This window comes from Actinomadura physcomitrii, from assembly GCF_008923205.2.
Taxonomy (GTDB): domain Bacteria; phylum Actinomycetota; class Actinomycetes; order Streptosporangiales; family Streptosporangiaceae; genus Spirillospora; species Spirillospora physcomitrii.
On record NZ_WBMS02000022.1, the window covers coordinates 76,772 to 95,038 of the forward strand.

Here is an 18,267-nt window from a genome sequence, read left to right on the forward strand (position 1 = left end):
CGGCTGAGGGAGCCCGACCGCTACCCCAAATATCCCCATCGAAGGACCAGATCGAACGCAAAAACGCAGGCATTGCGCATCGGCGGCCCTGCCGGACGCCCGCCGACCCGCCTGGTCGGCCCGCCTGATCGGGCGGACGGCCCGCACCGGTGAATACAGTGCATTCCATGACCGGAACGCCTTATCCGCCCGCGCGGCGCCAGGACATCGTCGAGGACATCCACGGCCACCGGGTCGCCGACCCGTACCGCTGGCTGGAGGACGCGGGCAGCGACGAGACACGGGAGTGGCTCGCCGCGCAAGACGAGCTGTTCCACAAGGTCACCGACGCGCTGCCGGGCCGCGACCGGCTCCGCCGCAGGCTCGGCGAGCTGCTCGGCGCGGGCAGCGTCGGCGCCCCGCTCTGGCGCGGCGACCGGCGGTTCTTCACCCGGCGGACCGCCGAGCAGGAGCACCCGGTGCTCTACACCGTCGACCCGGACGGGTCCGAGCGCGTCCTGGTCGACCCGATGGAGCTCGACCCGGACGGCACGACGACGCTGGACGGCTGGCAGCCCGACAAGGAGGGCCGGCTGCTGGCGTACAAGATCTCGACGGGCGGGGACGAGGAGTCGCTGCTGTTCGTGATCGACGTCGCCACCGGCGCGCGGGTGGAGGGGCCGATCGACCGGACCCGGTCGTCCGGCATCGCCTGGCTGCCCGGCGGCGAGGCGTTCTACTACGTCCGGCGGCTGCCCGCGCGGGCCGTCCCGGAGGGCGAGGAGCAGTTCCACCGGCGCGTCTACCTGCACCGGGTCGGCGCCGAGCCGGAGACCGACGATGTGCTGATCTTCGGCGAGGGGATGGACAAGACCAACTACTACGGCGTCGGCGTGAGCCGCGACGGGCGGTGGCTGACGGTGTCGGCCTCGCAGGGCACGGCGCCGCGCAACGACCTGTGGCTCGCGGACTTGTCGGCCTCGCCGCTCGACCGCCCGGACCTGCGGCCGGTGCAGGTCGGCGTCGACGCAGAGACGTGGCTGCACGTGGGGCGGGACGGCCGCGCCTACGTGTTCACCGACCGGGACGCGCCGCGGTCCCGGCTGTGCGTGACCGACCCGTCCGACCCGTCCCCCGGGACGTGGCTGGACCTGATCCCGCAGGACCCCGAGGCCGTCCTCACCGACTACGCGATCCTCGACGGTCTCGAGGCGCCCGTCCTGCTCGCCGGGTGGACGCGGCACGCGATCAGCGAGATCACCGTGCACGACCTGGCATCCGGCGAGCGGCTCGGGACCGTCCCGACGCCGGGGCTCGGCTCGATCGGCGGGATCGTCGAGCGGCCCGAAGGCGGCCACGAGGCATGGTTCGGCTACACCGACAACGTCACGCCGTCGTCGGTGCTGCGCTACGACGCGCGGACCGGGGAGACGAGCCTGTGGGCGTCCGCGCCGGGCACCGTCGAGGTCCCCGAGATCGAGACCCGGCAGGTGACGTACGCGTCCGCGGACGGCACCGAGGTGCGGATGCTGGTGGCGTCGCGGCCCGGCGCGTCCGGCCCGCGCCCGGCGATCCTGTACGGCTACGGCGGGTTCAACATCTCGCTGACCCCGGCGTACTCGGCGAGCATCCTCGCCTGGGTGGAGGCCGGCGGCGTGTACGCGGTCGCGAACCTGCGCGGCGGCTCCGAGGAGGGCGAGGAGTGGCACCGCGCGGGGATGCGCGAGCGCAAGCAGAACGTGTTCGACGACTTCCACGCCGCCGCCGAGAAGCTGATCGCCGACGGCCTGACCACTCGGGAGCGGTTGGCGATCTCCGGCGGGTCCAACGGGGGGCTGCTCGTCGGCGCGGCGCTCACCCAGCGTCCCGACCTGTACCGGGCGGTGGTCTGCTCGGCGCCGCTGCTGGACATGGTCCGCTACGAGCGGTTCGGGCTCGGCCAGACCTGGAACGACGAGTACGGGACGGCCGGCGACCCGGAGGAGTTCGGCTGGCTGATCGGCTACTCGCCGTACCACCACGTCCATCCGGGGACGGCGTATCCGGCGACGCTGTTCACCACGTTCGGCAGCGACACCCGCGTCGACCCGCTGCATGCCCGCAAGCTGTGCGCGGCGCTCCAGCACGCGACGGCGTCGGACGCGCCGATCCTGCTGCGCCACGAGGCGGAGGTCGGGCACGCGGCGCGGTCCGTCAGCCGGTCGGTGGACCTGATGACCGACACCCTCACCTTCCTGGCCGCCCAGACCGGCCTCGACCTGGCCTGACCGGTCCGTGGGGCGGGTCACAGCGGCCGGCCCTGGCGGGCCTCATTGACAGATGATCGAATAGGGGTGTGAACGTGTCGATGGTGCGCAGCCCGTCCGCCGTGGACCGGGTGCTCGGTCTGCTGCGCGAACCGCCCGCCGAACCGGACCTGTCCGCCGGCTACCTCGACCTGCTCGGCCCGGCCGAGGAGCGGGCGCCGTCGCTCGCCCAGTCCGTCATGGAGTCGGCGTTCCTGCCGCAGATCTACGAGAAGGTCTGGCGGCCCGTCGGGTTCAACCTGGCGAAGGGCTGGCCGATCGGCCCCGACACCGCCGCCGAGCAGGCGATGGCCCGCGACTGGCTGGGGCTCGGGCAGCCGGGCGACACCGCCCGGCCGGCCGCGACCGTGCTGGACGTGGCGTGCGGGCCCGGGAACGTGACCCGCGCGCTCGCCGAGGGCGTCGGCGCGGACGGCCTCGTCGTCGGGCTGGACGCCTCCGCCACCATGCTGGCCCGCGCCGAGGCCGACACACCGTCCGGCGGCGAGGTCTGCTACGTCCGCGGCAACGCCGTCGACCTGCCGTTCCGCGACGCGGTGTTCGACGCCGTCTGCTGCTTCGGGGCGCTGTACCTGTTCGACGACCCGTGGACGGCCGTCGACGGGATGACCCGGGTGCTGCGGCCGGGCGGCCGGCTGATCATCCTCACCTCGCGGCGGCTGACGCCGCTGTACGCCTCGAAGGTCGGCGGCGAACTGATCCGCCGCGCCACCGGGTTCACGATGTTCGGCGACCGGGAGATCACCGGGGCGCTCGCCGACCGCGGATTCACCGGGATCCGCCGGCGCCGCTACCCCCTCATGCAGCTGGTGGGCGGCACCCTCCCGGACGCGTGACCCGCCACGGGGCCGGGGCACGCGGGTGAACGCGGGTAACGCGGCCCGAGCCGCGGGCGCTCGCGCGCCGCGCCGCGCCGTCCCGCGGCTCGGGGGTCCTGGGGCCGCACCGGCCCCGCTCGGCACTCCTCGCACCACGCCCGAGCGCACCGCCCGGCCGGTGGGACGGCGCCGGAAGGCGAGGCCCCACCGGCCGCCTCGCGCGGACGCGGCGGCTAGGACAGCTTCTTCTCGATGTAGATGTTGACGATGCCGCCGATCACCTCGCGGCGCGTCTCCTTCCAGCCGAACTTGCGGTACAGGGCGAGCGCCGGGGCCTGCAGCTCGGTCGTGTCGGCGCGCAGGATCCGGTACCCGTACTCGGCGGCGCGTTCCTCCAGTGCGGAGACGACGGCGGCGCCGTAGCCGCGCCGTTGCGCGTGCGGCCGCACCCGCAGCCGCACCATCTCCACGGCGTCGAGCACGGGAGCGCCCGGCGCGTAGCCGCCGAACGCCCGTGCCCGGCCCCCGGGAACGAGGTCGGCGCGCCGCAGGCCGCCCATCGCGACGATCTGCCCGTCCACCTCGCCGACGAGGAACTCGCCGTCATTGCGCAGGTAGATGTCCTCCATCCGGAAGAAATCGTGGTCGTAGTAGACGCCGTCGCCGGGACGCAGGCCGACCTGCGCCAGGCCCTCGCGGTGCAGGGCGAGGACGGTGGCGTGGTCGCGAGCCCGGTACCGGCGCAGCCGCAGTTCCCCGTAGCTCCAGACGGGGGGATCGTCCTGCAGCCGCGCCAGAACGCGGCGGTCGGGGCGGGGATCCGTGGCTGGCGGCGAGGGCGGCTCGGCCCCCGGGCCCGCGGGTTCCGCGCCGGGCGCGGGCCGATCCTGCCAGGAGGCGCTGTCAGGCGTGCCCATGCCCGGTCAGACCTGCTCGGTCGGGGGGACGGACGGCCGCTCCCCGGTCGGGGCGGGTTCCTTGGTCGGGCTGGTGACCCAGGGCCCGGCGAGCGCCTCGCGGAACTCCCGCAGGCCGGGGATCTCGCCGTGCTTGGCCTGCACCGCGGCGCCGATCTGGCGGGCCCGGTGCACCAGGATGTCGGAGCGGTGGTCGGGGGGCAGGTCGAGGATCGCCTCCTGGCCGCCGGCCAGCGCCGCGTCCGGGTTCCCGGCGTGGAGCTTGCACATCGCCCGGTCGAGGCGCACGAGAGTCAGGTCGACGCGGTCGGTCGGCGCGTACAGCGTCAGCGCGTGGCTCAGCACCTCGTCGCCGTGCTTGTGGTCGCCGAGATTGGTGAACGTGTCGCCCTCATAGAAGGCCATCTGCCGGTCGGTGAAGCCGAACACCAGGTCGCTCGTGTCGGTCTTGGACAACTGGTCGAACACCGAGCGCCCGCGCACGAGCGCCCGGCGGGCGCTGGGCGCGGCGTCGCCGCGCCCGCGCAGCGCGAGCATGCCGAGCGCGCGCGCCTCCACCGCGGGCGCCATCGCCGCCGCCACGCCCGGGGTGCGGCCGGCCAGGTCCTGCGCCTTGCGCGCCAGGTGCAGCGCCTCGCGGGGGTCGCCGTAGTACATCGGGACGAGCGACTCGCGGACGGTCACCCAGGCGCGCAGCTGGCGGTCGCCGGTCTCGTCGGCCGCGGTGCGCGCGGTCCGGAAGAACGAGCGGGCCAGCCGGTGGTCGCCCAGATTGATCATGATCAGCCCGGACAGCCCGGACAGCTGCGCAGCGATCCGGCACAGCCGCTCCTGCAGCTCGACCGGCTGCCGCTTGTCGCACATGCGGCGCACCTCGCTGAAGTCCAGCAGCACATCGCAGAGCATCCGCAGCGACGGCGTCGCCTGGTACTGCCGGCCGTAGCCGTAGGTGGTCTCCTCCCATTGGTCGAGCATGGTCGGCGAGACCGTCGCACCGACCAGCGTGTCGTCCATCTTGCGTCGAATGCCGTCGACCGCACCCAGGAACTGGCCGTCGAGCGCCACGCCCGCTCCGGCCAGCAGTTGCAGAAGGGTCCTACGAAGCACGATGTCCTCCTCTCCCACGTCAATGGACAGGGGGCCGTCGGCGCGGTCAGGGCCCCGTAGGTCGTTGACTTCCACCCAGTGGCGGTCCTCCGCCCTGGGAATGATCGACCCGACGAGCGGACCGTCGGGCCGCTGTGCCGCGTGCCGTTCCGGAGCCCGCGGCTGCGGCACCGTGGCGGCCCCCGGCCGCACGGCGTGTCCCCGGCCGCAGATGCACGGGCTCTTGTAGTCGAGCTGATCGGGCTCGACGCGGTACACGGCGCACAGGTAGTGCAGATACTCGGGACCGGGTCTTTTGTACCCGCTCTCATAGGCCGACAGCAGCGTCTCCCCGAGCCGGGGCGGCGGCTTGCCGTCGACCTCGTACAGGGCCCTGACCTGGGCCACGATGTCGGACAGCGCGACACCGTGGGCCAGGCGGTGCGCCTTGACCCGGCTGGTGCCGAACAGGGGACCGCACTGCTCGTGGATCTCGTGCGCGATCTCTTGCGGGCTGCGCCCCCGGGCCAGGGCGTGCGCGCGGATCCGGCGAGCCACGTCCGTTTCTTTCCGAGGGGGGTCCGACATCGATTCCGGCCTCCTCACCGTCGGGCCGGGGCGCCGCTCCTCCGGGGGAAGGGCGGTCGTCCAGGCCACGGCGACCGGTCAATAGTTGGCCACGACAGATAATCTCTCGCGCACGCAGCGTAACCCTGACGGCGGGGCGAACCAAGCGATTCCCGGGAAAGACAGGGGCTTCGGATGCGTCCCCACTCCCCAGGGTAGAGATTCTTCCTCCGCCGGATGTGAAGCTTCCCCTGAGGCGGTGGAATCCGGTACTTCGCCGGACGGGGGAGCCCTTGACCCGCCACCGTGAGAGTTGCAATTCTCACCTTGAGCAACAGAACGGATCCAGAGGGTTGATCATTTGCCGGCCGTCCCGGCGGGCGCGCGGTCACGCACCACGCCCCCCGGGGCCGGCGACGAGGGATCGGCGATGCAGACGACGGCACAGGAACCGGCGGTACGGCAGCGGCCCGGCGCAGCGGCGGCGGGCGCGGCGGAGGGAAGGGGAACGCAGGTGGTCACCGACAGACGCGTCGGCTACCTCCAGGCGCTGGAGCGCGAGCTCGACGCGCGCGGACTGGTCGCCCGCGTGGTCCGGACCCGGTCCGGCCCGGCCTTCCTGCGGGTGGTGAACCCGGCCGCGGCGAGCCTGGCCGAGGACGTCACCTGCGCTCCCGTCCCCGACGGCCACGACCACTACTTCTGGTGGTCCTGGGGGGAGCGCATGCACCGCGTCGACGACGTGGGCGGCGCGGCCCTGAAGCTCGCGCACGTCCTGCAGCCCCTCGATCAGCGGTCCGCCCGCGTGATGCGGCCGGCGGGCCGCTCCTAGAGCCGGGCGTGCCCCGCGGGGCCGTGGCCGGAACGGCGCGGCAGCCGCGGACCCCGCGGGGCACGCTCGCCGGAACAGCCCCTCCCCGGCCTTGTCAAGACACGTCGCCGGCGAGGTACGAACCGGTCGTTACCGTCCCCTACGATCGGGCTCGTACCCGCCGCAGGTCCACGGCGAGGTGTCGAGACACCCACAACGGCCGGGGAGGGTCTGCCCGAGATGTTGGTCGATGCCCAGTCCCTGCTGCCCTGGGCGCAGAACGGCACGCCGGAGGCGGCCTGCCGCGACCAGTCGCCGAGCACCGGCTGCCGGCTGGTCTGGAACGTCTCCCACAGCACCGACTTCACCCACTTCTACGCGACGTGGCTCGACAAGCCCCTCGGCACCGTCCTGTCGATCATCGTCACCTTCGCGCTGGCGCTGGTCGTGCGGAACGTCGCGCACCGGATGATCACCAAGGTGACGGTGCGGATGTCCGAGGGCACCATGTCCGAGAAGATCAAGGAGCGGTCCCGGACGGTCTTCGAGGGCAGCCCCGCACTGCTGAACCAGCGGCGGGCGCAGCGCGCCAAGACGCTCGGCTCGGTGCTGAACTCGGTCGCGTCCATCGTGATCATGGGCACCGCGGCGTTCAGCATCCTCGGCTCGCTCGGGCTGAACCTCGCGCCGATCCTGGCCAGCGCGAGCGTGATCGGCGTCGCGGTCGGCTTCGGCGCGCAGAACATCGTCAAGGACTTCCTCGCCGGGCTGTTCATGCTGCTGGAGGACCAGTACGGCGTCGGCGACTTCATCGACGTGGGCTCGGCCAAGGGCACGGTGGAGGCGGTCACCCTGCGGGTCACCCGGATGCGCGACGTCAACGGCGTCGTCTGGTACGTGCCGAACGGCGAGATCAAGAAGGTCGGGAACGAGTCGCAGAACTGGGGCCGGGCCGTCCTGGACATCCCGGTCGACATCCGCGAGGACACCGAGAAGGTCAAGGAGATCCTGCAGACCACCGCGGACGCGCTGGCGGCCTCGCCCGGCTGGGCGGACCTGATCCTGGAGGCGCCGTCGGTGTGGGGCGTGCAGGCGCTCGCCGGCGACGCGCTCGTGATCCGCGTGGTGCTGAAGACCGCACCCGGCAAGCAGGGCGAGGTCGCCCGGGAGCTGCGCGAACGGGTGAAGAACGCGTTCGACGACGCGGGCGTCACCGTCGCCACCCCGGCCGCGAACTGACCCGCGCACCGGCGGGGTCCCGCACGCGGCCGATCAAGGGCCGGCGGATCGCATAGGGTGGGCAGCGCCATGACTGAACAGGTGACCTTCTACGAAGCGGTCGGCGGCGAGGAGACCTTCCACCGGCTGGTGCACCGCTTCTACCAGGGTGTCGCTGAAGACCCCGACCTGCGCGCCCTCTACCCGGAGGAGGACCTCGGCCCCGCCGAGGAGCGGCTCCGGCTCTTCCTCATCCAGTACTGGGGCGGCCCCAGCACCTACAGCCGGCGGCGCGGCCATCCGCGATTGCGGATGCGGCACGTCCCGTTCGTCATCGGCGAGGCGGAACGGGACGCCTGGCTGCGGCACATGCGGGTCGCGGTCGACGAGCTGGAGCTGCCCGAGCAGCTGGAGAAGATGCTCTGGGACTACTTCACGATGGCGGCGCGAAGCATGGTGAACGCGCCGTCCTGAGCGGGTAGATCGCTGTACATGACGCGAACCCCCTGGTGGCGCAACGCCGTCGTGTACGAGGTCTACGTCCGCAGCTTCGCCGACTCGGGCGGTGACGGCGAAGGCGATCTCCAGGGGATCCGGTCGCGGCTACCGTACCTGCGCGACCTGGGCGTGGACGCGCTCTGGCTGACGCCCTTCTACACCTCGCCGCTCGCGGACGGCGGCTACGACGTCGCCGACTACCGCGACGTCGACCCCCGCTTCGGCACGCTCGCGGACTTCGATGCCCTCGTGGCGGACGCGCACGCCCACGGGCTCAAGCTCATCGTGGACATCGTCCCGAACCACTCGTCGGACCGGCACCGGTGGTTCCAGGAGGCGCTGGCGTCACCGCCCGGGTCCCCGGAACGAGGCCGCTACATTTTCCGTCCCGGAAGGCCAGGAGAGAATCCCGGCGAGGTCGAACCGCCGAACGACTGGCCGTCCGCGTTCGGCGGACCGGCCTGGACACGGGTCCCCGACGGCGAGTGGTACCTGCACCTGTACGCCCCCGAGCAGCCGGACTTCAACTGGCGCAACCCCGAGGTCCGGGCCGAGTTCGAGGACATCCTGCGGTTCTGGCTCGACCGCGGCGTGGACGGCTTCCGCATCGACGTCGCCGCCGGCCTCGTCAAGGACGCCTCGCTCGGCGACCTGAACGGCCGGGCCCGCCGCGTCGCGAACGGGCCGATCTACAGCCGTCCCGAGGTCCACGAGATCTACCGGCGGTGGCGCCGCATCCTGGACGACTACGACGGCGACCGCATGGCCATCGGCGAGGTGTGGACGGACGGCCCCGAGGACCTCGCGCTCTACCTGCGCCCGGACGAACTGCACCAGGTGTTCCAGTTCGACCTGCAGCTCGCGCCGTGGTCGGCGCCGGCGTTCCGCGACGTGATCGAGGCGGCGCTGAAGGCCGTCGCGCCGACCGGTGCCGCGCCCACCTGGGTGCTGTCCAGCCACGACTCCGTCCGCCACCTCACCCGGTACGAGCGGCCGGGCGGCGTCCCCGGAATGGAGCACGCGCGCGCCAAGGCGGCCCTGCTGATGCTGCTGGCACTGCCTGGCTCGGCGTACCTGTACCAAGGCGAGGAGCTGGGCCTGCCGGAGGTGCGCGACCTGCCCGACGAGGCCCGCCAGGACCCGATCTGGAAGCGCAGCGGCGGAACCCGACCCGGACGGGACGGCTGCCGCGTCCCGCTCCCCTGGTCCGGAACAACGGAGCCGTACGGCTTCTCACCGGACGGCGTCCGCCCATGGCTGCCGATGCCGGCGGGATGGGCGTCGCTGACGGCGCAGGCACAGGCGGACGAGCCGGCCTCGATGCTGGCGTTCTACCGGCGCGCGCTGGCGCAGCGCCGCGAGCTGCCGGACGCCCTGCCCGAGGAGCTGACATGGCGCGACTCCCCCGACACCACCGTCTTCTTCACCCGCGGACCGCTCACCTGCGCGGTCAACTGCGGCGACAACCCCGTCCGCCTCCCGCCGGGGACCCCGATCCTGACGAGCATGCCCATGTACGGCGACCTCCTCCCCGGCAACGCCGCGGCTTGGCTGTATTAAGGCAAGCCAGGCCCAGGGCGCTCGCCTAGCGGCTCGCACCCTGACCTTGCTTGGGCGAGCGCGACCTCGCTTCGCGAGCTCCGCGGTGGGGGCTCGCCTCCGGCATCGCCCCCACCACTCAGATAACGCGCTCGCGCGCCGGCTCAGGCACCCGTTGATCGAAGGTTCGGGGCCGCTACCTCAGCCACCTCACGGGCGGGGACGCGGAGGGAGCGCTAGCGAGTGGAGCGGCCCCGCCCGACGGGCGACAGGCTGTTTCGCGCGGAGCGCCAGCGGCGCGGGAAACCGCCTGTCGACCGCGACGGGGGGTTCCAGGGGGTCGTCCCCCTGGGTCACATCGGCGGGCGCTGGAGTTCCAACGGGTCGTCGGCGGAGGGCCCAGTCGTGAGGGTCTTGGCCTGGGCCTGGACGCCGGCCCAGCGCAGCACGTCGGCCTTCGCCTTCGACTGCTGCGCGGCGGGCAGGTAGCCGATCAGGCGGCCGCTGTGGTTCATGCCGGGGGCGACGTAGACGGCGGAGTCGCGGCTGCCGCCGCCGAGGCGGAACGGCTCGGCTCCCCACGGGTCGTTCTGGCCGTAGAGGAACAGCATGTGGTCGGCGTGCCGCTTGACCCAGGTGTCGATGTCGCGCATCGCCTTGCCGTTGTCGAAGCGCATCGGGATGTCGCGCGGGACGTAGGTGCGCGGCTGGTAGCTGCTCTCGTACCGCAGCAGCGGACGCAGGTAGGTGAACTTCGGCGACGGCCAGCCGAGCTGGGTGCCCGCCTGGTAGTAGTACGGGATGTAGGGGGCGAGGCCCTGGTCGGTGTAGAACGACAGCCCGGAGATGTCGTCGAGGGTCTTGTAGAGGTCGTCGTCCGAGGCGTTCACCGCGGGCAGCGAGGCGCAGTCCGACTGCAGGTGGTACTGCCAGAAGCCCCACACGTAGTCCATGACGGAGTTCTCGAACGCGCGGTCCGGGGTGCGCAGGATGTCGAACGTCCACTTGTTCTGCGCGGCGGCGGCCTTGAACCGCTCGAGCATCGCGGGGCGGCGCTTGAGGAACTCGCGGGCGAGCGCTTCGACGTGGGTGCGGCACTCTGGGTCGGTGCCGACGGTCTTGAAGAACTTGTCGTAGGCGCCGTCGGCGTTGTTGTCGACGTCGTTGGGCGCCACGTAGACGACGCTGCCGTCGACGTCGCGGGGGTAGAAGCGCTTGTGGTAGACGACGGTCATGCCGCCCTTGCTGGCGCCGGTCGAGATCCACTTGCCCTTATAGATCGTCTTGAGCGCGCCGATGATCCGGTGCTCGTCGGTGGCGGCCTGCCAGATCGTGTCCTTCGTCCAGTCCGCGGGCTCGGGCCGGGACGGGGTGAAGTAGCGGTACTCGACGGAGATCTGGTTGCCGTCGACGAGCGCGGTCGGCTCGGCGGTGAACATGGTCTCGGGGGTGTCGTAGCCGCTGGTGTAGAGCACCATGGGCCGGTCCGCCGACTTGTGCTGCAGCATGATGCGCTGCTCGAACCACTTCCCGTTCGGGTGGCGGTGGTCGACGGGCTGGCGGTACTCGAGCCAGAACCAGCGGTAGCCGGGAATCGTGGAGGCCTTCTCCGTCACCTGCATGCCGGGGATGGCCTTGAGCCGGGCGAGGATGTCGTCCGACTGGGCCGCCTCGCCGGCCGTCGCGGGGGTCGCCGCCTGCGCCGCGGTGGCGCCGGTGCCGGCCATGCCCGCGGCGAGCAGCAGGGCGATCGCTCCTCGTGAGATGCGCCGCATTTCATCCCTTCCACGTGGGTTCGCCACATTTCGCGACGCGACACTAGAGGGATATCTGCAGCGAAAGCGGATCCTGGTGCGCTTGTTACTTATCCGTGACTGCGCCGGTCACTCCGCGGGGACGACGTACCGTCCGATGAACTCGCGCTCCTGCGGGGTGAAGCGGCGCAGCCGGTTCGCCTCCACGTCGAACGCGACGAGCGTCGAGGTGGCGGTCGCGTAGACGTTCTCGTCATCGCGCACCTCGTAGGCCAGCTTGAACGACGCTGCGCGCACCTCGGTCACCCACGTCTCGACGCGGATCGGGTAGACGGTCGGCAGCAGCGGCAGCTTGTAGTCGATCTCGTGCCGGGAGATCACCATGCCGCGGACCGGCTGCTCGCCCTTGCGCACCGGGTCGCCGTGGAGCATCTCCAGGCGCGCGTCCTCCAGGTAGCCGAGGAACTTGACGTTGTTCACATGGCCCTGGGAGTCAATGTCCCCGAACCGGATGTTGAACTCGTAGACGTGCCGGTACTCGGCCGCGGGCAGGTCGGTCTGCTGCATGTCCTCGCCTGGGGGTCGGGTGCCTGGGGCCGGCGACGGGGGTCTGCACCGGTCGGCCCGATGTTACCGGCCGGTGGCCGCGTCCCGAGCGGGCGCCCTGCTCAGTCCCGGGCGTCCCGGACCAGGCACGGGCGCTTCGGGTCGAACGTCCAGCCGGGCACGAGGTACCGCATCGCCGCCGCGTCGTCGCGGTCGCCGAGGCCGTGCTCGCGGTACAGCCGGTTCGCCGCCGCGACCCGCTCCTCGTCGATCTGCACGCCGAGGCCGGGGGCGTCCGGCAGCGCCACCTCGCCGCCCTCGATCCGCAGCGGGTCGCGGGTGAGGCGCTGCCCGTCCTGCCAGATCCAGTGCGTGTCGATCGCCGTGATGTCGCCGGGCGCGGCCGCCGCCACGTGCGTGAACATCGCCAGCGACACGTCGAAGTGGTTGTTGGAGTGCGACCCCCAGGTCAGCCCCCAGGCCTGGCAGAGCTGCGCCACCCGCACCGAGCCGCGCATCGTCCAGAAGTGCGGGTCGGCGAGCGGGATGTCGACCGCGTCGAGCCGGATCGCGTGCCCGAGCTCCCGCCAGTCCGTCGCGATCATGTTGGTGGCGGTCCGCAGCCCCGTCGCGCGGCGGAACTCCGCCATCGTCTCGCGGCCGGAGTAGCCGCGCTCGGCGCCGCACGGGTCCTCGGCGTAGGCCAGCACGCCCGCCAGGTCCCGGCCGACCCGGACGGCCTCGTCCAGCGACCACGCGCCGTTCGGGTCCAGCGTGATCCGCGCGGACGGGAACCGCGCGGCGAGCGCCACCACCGCCTCCGCCTCCTCGTCGGGACGCAGCACCCCGCCCTTCAGCTTGAAGTCGGCGAAGCCGTACCGGTCCCGCGCCGCCTCCGCCTGCCGGACGATCGCGTCCGCCGTCAGCGCCTCCTCGTGCCGGACGCGCGGCCATCCGTCCGCGCCGTCCTCCGGCTCCGGGTAGGGCAGGTCCGTGCGGCGCCGGTCCCCGACGTAGAACAGGTAGCCGAGGACCGGGATCCGCGTGCGCTGGACGCCGTCGCCGAGCAGCGCGGCGGCGGGCACGCCGAGGTGCTTGCCCATCAGGTCGAGCAGGCACGACTCGATCGCGGTCAGCGCGTGCACGGCGACCCGCGTGTCGTGCGTCTGCGGGCCGCGCCCGGCCGCGTCCAGGTGGCCGAACGCGGCCCGCACGCCGCTGAGCACCTCGTCGGACCGGCCGATCCGGCGTCCGACGACGAGGTCCCGCGCGTCCTCCAGCGTCCGCCGGATGGCCTCGCCGCCCGGCACCTCGCCGGCGCCGGTGTTGCCGGACTCGTCGGTGAGCAGCAGCAGGTTCCGGGTGAAGAACGGCGCGTGCGCGCCGCTGAGGTTGAGCAGCATCGCGTCGCGGCCGGCGACCGGCACGACCCGCATCTCGCTGATCCTGGGCGTGCTCATCGTCGTCCCGACCTCCCGGCTGTCCCCGTCGACCCCACCTCACGGACGATAGGAGCCTGCGGTGATACCCGTCCAACACTGTTTGCGCATCGTCCGATGCTCGTACTGGATCAATCGACACCTCGTCCCAGCCCGGAGACGCGGAGGTGAGTGAGGGCGTGGACGGTGGACGAGTCGCGCCACTCGTACGACCGCAAGGCCATGCCGGGGAAGCGCGCGAACAGGCGGGGCAGGGTCTCGACCGCTTCCATGCGGGCGAGCGCCGCGCCGAGGCGGTAGTGCATGCCGCCGCCGAACGCCAGATGCGGCAGCGGCCCCCGCGCCAGGTCCAGCGGCCCCCGAGCCCGGTTCGCCGCGTCGAGGTGCACGCGGACGGCCTCGCCCGCGCGGACGTCCCGGCCGCCGAGCCGGTGGTCGGTGAGCGCCGTCCGGACGACCTGCCTGACCGGCCCCTCCACGCGCAGCAGCTCCTCGACCGACCGTCCCGGATCGGCCGCCAGGTCCTCGCGCTGCGCCGGATCGCGCAGCAGCGCCAGCACCGAGTTGGCGATGAGGTTCGCGGTCGTCTCGTGCCCCGCCGCCAGCAGCAGGACGCAGGTGCTCGCGATCTCGTCGAGCGCGAGCCCGTCCGGCACCGTGAGCATGGCGCTGATGAAGTCGTCGCCCGGCCGCCCGCGCCGACGACGTCAACCCGCGACCGCATCATCGATGTCGCGATGGAGCTCTTCGCCCGCAACGGCTACAAGGGCACGAGCGTCACGCAGATCGAGCGCGCGGTCGGCCTGACGCCCGGCGCCGGCGGCATCTAGCACCACTTCCGCAGCAAGGAGGCGGTGCTGAAGGCCGGCATCGAACGCCACATCGGCCGCATCGCCGCCCTGCGCGACATCCGGCACGTCTTCGCCGGGGTCGGCGACCCGCGCACCGAGCTGACGCTCACCGCCCGCTACGCGCTCACCGAACTCGACAACGAGGCCGAGCTGCTGCGCATCGTCGCCTCCGAGGCCCGCGCCCGGCCCGAACTCGTCGAGGACGCCGTCCAGCAGATCATCAGCACCACCTACGGCGGCTTCGCCGGCTGGCTCCGCGACCGCGCGGGCGTCCCCCCGGAGCAGGCCGACGCGATCGCCGCGGTCGGCCTCGGCGCGCTGCTGTCGTCCCGGCTCCTGCGCGCCCTCCTCGGCACCGACCCCATCGGCGTCGACGACGACGCGCTCGTCACCACCTGGGTCGCCATGATCCTCAGCCGGATCCCGTCCTGACGGCCGGTCCCGGAAAGCCGGACGGCCGCGCCGGCACCATCGAGGCGCCGGCGCGGCCGTCCGTCAGCGGATCAGTCGCGGGTGAGCTTGCGGTGCGTCACCCGGTGCGGGCGGGCGGCGTCGGCGCCCAGCCGCTCGATCTTGTTCTTCTCGTAGTCGGCGAAGTTGCCCTCGAACCAGAACCAGTTCGAGCCCTCCTCCCACGCCAGGATGTGCGTGGCGATGCGGTCCAGGAACCACCGGTCGTGCGAGGTGATCACGGCGCAGCCGGGGAACTCCAGCAGCGCGTTCTCCAGGCTGGACAGCGTCTCGGTGTCCAGGTCGTTGGTCGGCTCATCCAGCAGCAGCACGTTGCCGCCGAGCTTCAGGGTCAGCGCCAGGTTCAGCCGGTTGCGCTCACCGCCCGACAGCACCCCGGACGGCTTCTGCTGGTCGGGCCCCTTGAACCCGAACGCCGCCACGTACGCGCGGGACGGCATCTCGACCTGCCCGACGTTGATGTGGTCCAGGCCGTCGGAGACCACCTGCCACACCGTCTTCTTCGGGTCGATGCCGCCGCGCCCCTGGTCGACGTAGGACACCTTCACGGTCTCGCCGAGCCGCAGCTCACCGGAGTCCGGCTGCTCCTCGCCGACGATCATCCGGAACAGCGTGGTCTTGCCGACGCCGTTCGGGCCGATGACGCCGACGATGCCGTTCGGCGGCAGGTTGAACGACAGGTCCTCCATCAGGGACCGGTCGCCGAACCCCTTGCCCAGCTTGTCCGCGACGATCACCGTGTTGCCGAGGCGCGGACCCGGCGGGATCTGGATCTCCTCGAAGTCCAGCTTGCGGGTCTTGGCCGCCTCCGCCGCCATCTCCTCGTAGCGCTCCAGGCGCGCCTTGCTCTTCGTCTGCCGCGCCTTCGGGTTCGAGCGGACCCACTCCAGCTCTTCCTGCAGGCGCTTCTTGCGCTTGGCGTCCTTGTTGCCCTCGACCTTCAGCCGGTCGGCCTTCTTCTCCAGGTACGTGGAGTAGTTGCCCTCGTAGGGGTAGCAGCGGCCGCGGTCCAGCTCCAGGATCCACGTCGCCACGTTGTCCAGGAAGTACCGGTCGTGGGTGACGGCCAGGACGGTGCCCTCGTACTTGGCGAGGAACTGCTCCAGCCACTGCACGCTCTCGGCGTCCAGGTGGTTGGTGGGCTCGTCCAGCAGCAGCAGGTCGGGCGCCTCCAGCAGCAGCTTGCACAGCGCCACCCGCCGCCGCTCACCGCCCGACAGCTTCGACACGTCGGCGTCGCCGGGCGGGCAGCGCAGCGCGTCCATCGCCTGGTCGAGCTGGCTGTCGAGGTCCCAGGCGTTGCGATGGTCGAGCTGCTCCTGCAGCTTGCCCATCTCCTCCATGAGCTCGTCGGAGTAGTCCGTCGCCATCTTCTCGGCGATCTCGTTGAACCGGTCGAGCATCGCCTTGGTCTCGGCGACGCCCTCCTGCACGTTCCCGAGGACGGTCTTCTCCTCGTTCAGCGGGGGCTCCTGCTGGAGCATGCCGACGGTGAACCCCGGCATCAGGCGCGCGTCGCCGTTGGACGGCTGTTCCAGACCGGCCATCATGCGCAGCAGCGTCGACTTACCGGTGCCGTTCGGCCCGAGAACGCCGATCTTGGCGCCCGGAAGAAAAGACAGGGTGACGTCGTCCAGGACGACCTTGTCGCCATGTGCCTTGCGCACTCGCTGCATCGTGTAGATGTACTCGGCCATGTTTCAAGACTAGGGGGTCGCCACCACCATTTCGTCGCCCTCCACCCCACGCCGACCCGAAGATCCCCGGCGGGGAGACCCCTGGGCCGGGCGGGTGACCCGCGGGCCCTGCGGGCACGGCCCTCGGCACCGGCAGGCGCAGACCTCACCACCGGCGGTCGCAGGACTCACCACCGGCGGTCGCAGGCCTCGGCGCTGCGGAGGAGCGGGCCTTGGCGCCGCGGAGGGGATCAGGCTTCGCCGGGGCGGGGGGTGTCCACGGCGGGGAGGCAGACGCGGTCGCGGCCGGACTCCTTCGCGCGGTAGAGGGCGAGGTCGGCCGCCGCCAGCAGCTCGATGAGGTCCTCCCCGTGGGTGCGGAACAGCGCGACGCCGACCGAGACCGTGACCGTGACCGTGCCCTCCTCCGCGGGGACGGCGAGCCGGCGGACGCGGCCGCGCAGGCGTTCGGCGACCCGGCAGGCCTCGACCGTGTCGGCGCCCGGCAGCAGGACCACGAACTCCTCGCCGCCGAACCGGCCCACGACGTCGTAGTCGCGCAGCTGGTGGCAGAGGGTGCTGGCGACGCCGACGAGTACCTGGTCGCCGATCAGGTGGCCGTGGGTGTCGTTCACCCGCTTGAAATGGTCGATGTCGATCAGCAGCAGCGCCAGCGCGTCGTGCGTGCGCTGGGCCCGGGACAGCTCGGTGTCGGCCTCCCGCTGCCAGGCCGCCGCGTTCAGCAGCCCGGTCTTGGCGTCGGTGCGCGCGGCGGCCTGCAGCTGCTGGTGCATCAGGCTGCGCTGCAGCAGCATCACCGGCGGCAGCGCCAGCAGCAGCAGCCCGAGCGTCAGCGCGCTCGTGATCGCGACGAGGATGCCGACGCACAGCTCCACCACGTCCAGCAGCAGGATCTCGCGCGTCCAGAGGACGTCGCGCCAGCGGCTCTCGGGGTTGGCGGCGTGCGCGGCCACCGCGACCAGGGCCGTGTTGACGATGGTGAACAGCGCCGCGCAGCCCACCGCCGCCGGGATGCCGGGATACGCCTGCACCACCCAGTGCGGCGCGCCCTCCAGCGGCTCTGGAACGACCCAGTGGAACACCAGCGAGGCGCATGCCCCGGCGATGCCGTGGGCCGAAGCGACCAGACCTCTCCTGTAGACGAGGGTCCGGCGCACCCGGAACTGCAGGAGCGCCTGCATCGGTATCGGGATCAGCAGCGCGTACAGCGGCGGCAGCAGCAGTGCGACGGGCAGCCACCAGGCCGACAGGAGGTCGCGGGCCACCCCGGCCGGCATGCCGAGGCGGCGGCACCCCTCGATGCAGACCGCTCCGCACGCCAGCAGCGCCGCGAAGGCCGCCGCGTCGTGGAGCCGGAAGGGCGTGCGGAACAGCAGGGCGACGATCAGCCCCAGATGGACGGCGACGACCGCCGGCACATAGACCACGAGCAGGGACGGGCGCCCCAGAAGCGATCGGCGGCGGGGCACGCGGGTGAGTTCCCCGCCCCGGTCCTCGGCGGACGACTGCACTGCCGTCATCCTTCCCCCTTACACGCATCACGTTGTGTAACACGATAGTTGCAACGTGTGCGGAACGGGCGGGAAACAGGTACCTTCGGTAGGGCACATGCTGGTGACCGTTCTGGGCACCATGCATAGGAGGCCGCGGATCCGCGGACCTCGGCACATCCTGAGGGGGGCAACACCATGCGCGGCGTTTCCTGGATCTAGGCGGGCCGCAGGACCCCGACGGCGCGGGGGCGAAGACCGGCAGCGATCGATCTGCCGG

Annotated in this window: 16 protein-coding genes; 8 read left to right on the forward strand and 8 right to left on the reverse strand. The window is 72.0% G+C overall.

Going from position 1 to position 18,267, the window contains the following annotated elements; all coding sequences use genetic code 11:
- Positions 1–167: 167 nt before the first annotated feature.
- The gene (locus F8568_RS26205; protein ID WP_151596354.1) at positions 168–2,246 is read left to right on the forward strand and encodes a prolyl oligopeptidase family serine peptidase; all 2,079 of its coding nucleotides are present in this window, start codon (positions 168–170) and stop codon (positions 2,244–2,246) included.
- Between the two features lie 68 nt (positions 2,247–2,314).
- A complete protein-coding gene (locus F8568_RS26210; RefSeq protein WP_328601015.1) occupies positions 2,315–3,121 on the forward strand; it encodes a methyltransferase domain-containing protein in 807 nt (268 codons plus the stop codon).
- Positions 3,122–3,336: 215 nt separating this feature from the next.
- Here F8568_RS26210 and F8568_RS26215 read toward each other — a convergent pair whose 3' ends face one another.
- Positions 3,337–4,020 (reverse strand): GNAT family N-acetyltransferase, encoded by a 684-nt coding sequence (locus F8568_RS26215; RefSeq protein ID WP_151596355.1) that lies wholly within the window; start codon positions 4,018–4,020, stop codon positions 3,337–3,339.
- Positions 4,021–4,026: 6 nt separating this feature from the next.
- Positions 4,027–5,664: an XRE family transcriptional regulator gene (locus F8568_RS26220; protein ID WP_328601016.1), complete on the reverse strand. Its 1,638-nt coding sequence runs from the start codon at positions 5,662–5,664 to the stop codon at positions 4,027–4,029.
- Positions 5,665–6,103: 439 nt separating this feature from the next.
- Here F8568_RS26220 and F8568_RS26225 point away from each other — a divergent pair, with 439 nt between their 5' ends.
- The 4 genes from F8568_RS26225 to F8568_RS26240 all read left to right on the forward strand — a co-directional run bounded on the left by F8568_RS26225 (position 6,104) and on the right by F8568_RS26240 (position 9,760).
- Positions 6,104–6,505, forward strand: a complete 402-nt coding sequence (locus F8568_RS26225) for a hypothetical protein (RefSeq protein WP_236009160.1) — start codon at positions 6,104–6,106, stop codon at positions 6,503–6,505.
- A gap of 219 nt (positions 6,506–6,724) precedes the next feature.
- Complete coding sequence (locus F8568_RS26230; RefSeq protein WP_151596356.1) at positions 6,725–7,723, forward strand: mechanosensitive ion channel family protein; 999 nt, start codon at positions 6,725–6,727, stop codon at positions 7,721–7,723.
- A 69-nt stretch (positions 7,724–7,792) separates the two neighbouring features.
- The gene (locus F8568_RS26235) at positions 7,793–8,176 is read left to right on the forward strand and encodes a globin (RefSeq protein ID WP_151596357.1); all 384 of its coding nucleotides are present in this window, start codon (positions 7,793–7,795) and stop codon (positions 8,174–8,176) included.
- A gap of 18 nt (positions 8,177–8,194) precedes the next feature.
- Complete coding sequence (locus F8568_RS26240) at positions 8,195–9,760, forward strand: glycoside hydrolase family 13 protein (protein WP_151596358.1); 1,566 nt, start codon at positions 8,195–8,197, stop codon at positions 9,758–9,760.
- Between the two features lie 332 nt (positions 9,761–10,092).
- On the opposite strand, the gene F8568_RS26245 is transcribed toward F8568_RS26240, so the two are convergent.
- The 4 genes from F8568_RS26245 to F8568_RS26260 all read right to left on the reverse strand — a co-directional run bounded on the left by F8568_RS26245 (position 10,093) and on the right by F8568_RS26260 (position 14,143).
- The gene (locus F8568_RS26245; protein ID WP_151596359.1) at positions 10,093–11,514 is read right to left on the reverse strand and encodes a S28 family serine protease; all 1,422 of its coding nucleotides are present in this window, start codon (positions 11,512–11,514) and stop codon (positions 10,093–10,095) included.
- Positions 11,515–11,622: 108 nt separating this feature from the next.
- Positions 11,623–12,060 carry an acyl-CoA thioesterase gene (locus F8568_RS26250; protein ID WP_151596360.1) on the reverse strand — a complete coding sequence of 146 codons (438 nt, stop codon included), beginning with the start codon at positions 12,058–12,060 and terminating at the stop codon, positions 11,623–11,625.
- A gap of 101 nt (positions 12,061–12,161) precedes the next feature.
- On the reverse strand, positions 12,162–13,499 hold the full coding sequence (locus tag F8568_RS26255; RefSeq protein WP_151596361.1) for an enolase C-terminal domain-like protein: 1,338 nt from the start codon (positions 13,497–13,499) through the stop codon (positions 12,162–12,164).
- Positions 13,500–13,609: 110 nt separating this feature from the next.
- Positions 13,610–14,143, reverse strand: a complete 534-nt coding sequence (locus tag F8568_RS26260) for a cytochrome P450 family protein (protein WP_151596362.1) — start codon at positions 14,141–14,143, stop codon at positions 13,610–13,612.
- Between F8568_RS26260 and F8568_RS50610 the strand changes: the two genes are divergently transcribed.
- Both F8568_RS50610 and F8568_RS26270 read left to right on the forward strand, forming a co-directional pair.
- Positions 14,069–14,308 carry a TetR/AcrR family transcriptional regulator gene (locus F8568_RS50610; protein WP_328601017.1) on the forward strand — a complete coding sequence of 80 codons (240 nt, stop codon included), beginning with the start codon at positions 14,069–14,071 and terminating at the stop codon, positions 14,306–14,308. The two genes, F8568_RS26260 and F8568_RS50610, sit on opposite strands and share 75 nt — an antisense overlap.
- A gap of 24 nt (positions 14,309–14,332) precedes the next feature.
- Complete coding sequence (locus F8568_RS26270; RefSeq protein ID WP_151596364.1) at positions 14,333–14,761, forward strand: TetR/AcrR family transcriptional regulator; 429 nt, start codon at positions 14,333–14,335, stop codon at positions 14,759–14,761.
- A gap of 71 nt (positions 14,762–14,832) precedes the next feature.
- On the opposite strand, the gene ettA is transcribed toward F8568_RS26270, so the two are convergent.
- Together ettA and F8568_RS26280 are read right to left on the reverse strand one after the other, a co-directional pair.
- Positions 14,833–16,497, reverse strand: a complete 1,665-nt coding sequence (ettA, locus tag F8568_RS26275; protein WP_151596365.1) for an energy-dependent translational throttle protein EttA — start codon at positions 16,495–16,497, stop codon at positions 14,833–14,835.
- A gap of 230 nt (positions 16,498–16,727) precedes the next feature.
- Positions 16,728–18,017, reverse strand: coding sequence for a GGDEF domain-containing protein (locus F8568_RS26280; RefSeq protein ID WP_151596366.1), 1,290 nt, complete (start codon positions 18,015–18,017; stop codon positions 16,728–16,730).
- Between the last annotated feature and the right edge of the window lie 250 nt (positions 18,018–18,267).

Coding starts and splice junctions, on each gene's coding strand:
- F8568_RS26280 (WP_151596366.1), bottom strand. CDS start 18,017: ATGACGGCAGTGCAGTCGTCCGCCGAGGACCGGGGCGGGGAACTCACC.
- F8568_RS26205 (WP_151596354.1), top strand. CDS start 168: ATGACCGGAACGCCTTATCCGCCCGCGCGGCGCCAGGACATCGTCGAG.
- F8568_RS26230 (WP_151596356.1), top strand. CDS start 6,725: ATGTTGGTCGATGCCCAGTCCCTGCTGCCCTGGGCGCAGAACGGCACG.
- F8568_RS26235 (WP_151596357.1), top strand. CDS start 7,793: ATGACTGAACAGGTGACCTTCTACGAAGCGGTCGGCGGCGAGGAGACC.
- F8568_RS26250 (WP_151596360.1), bottom strand. CDS start 12,060: ATGCAGCAGACCGACCTGCCCGCGGCCGAGTACCGGCACGTCTACGAG.
- ettA (WP_151596365.1), bottom strand. CDS start 16,497: ATGGCCGAGTACATCTACACGATGCAGCGAGTGCGCAAGGCACATGGC.
- F8568_RS26225 (WP_236009160.1), top strand. CDS start 6,104: ATGCAGACGACGGCACAGGAACCGGCGGTACGGCAGCGGCCCGGCGCA.
- F8568_RS26255 (WP_151596361.1), bottom strand. CDS start 13,499: ATGAGCACGCCCAGGATCAGCGAGATGCGGGTCGTGCCGGTCGCCGGC.
- F8568_RS26245 (WP_151596359.1), bottom strand. CDS start 11,514: ATGCGGCGCATCTCACGAGGAGCGATCGCCCTGCTGCTCGCCGCGGGC.
- F8568_RS26240 (WP_151596358.1), top strand. CDS start 8,195: ATGACGCGAACCCCCTGGTGGCGCAACGCCGTCGTGTACGAGGTCTAC.
- F8568_RS26260 (WP_151596362.1), bottom strand. CDS start 14,143: ATGCTCACGGTGCCGGACGGGCTCGCGCTCGACGAGATCGCGAGCACC.
- F8568_RS26215 (WP_151596355.1), bottom strand. CDS start 4,020: ATGGGCACGCCTGACAGCGCCTCCTGGCAGGATCGGCCCGCGCCCGGC.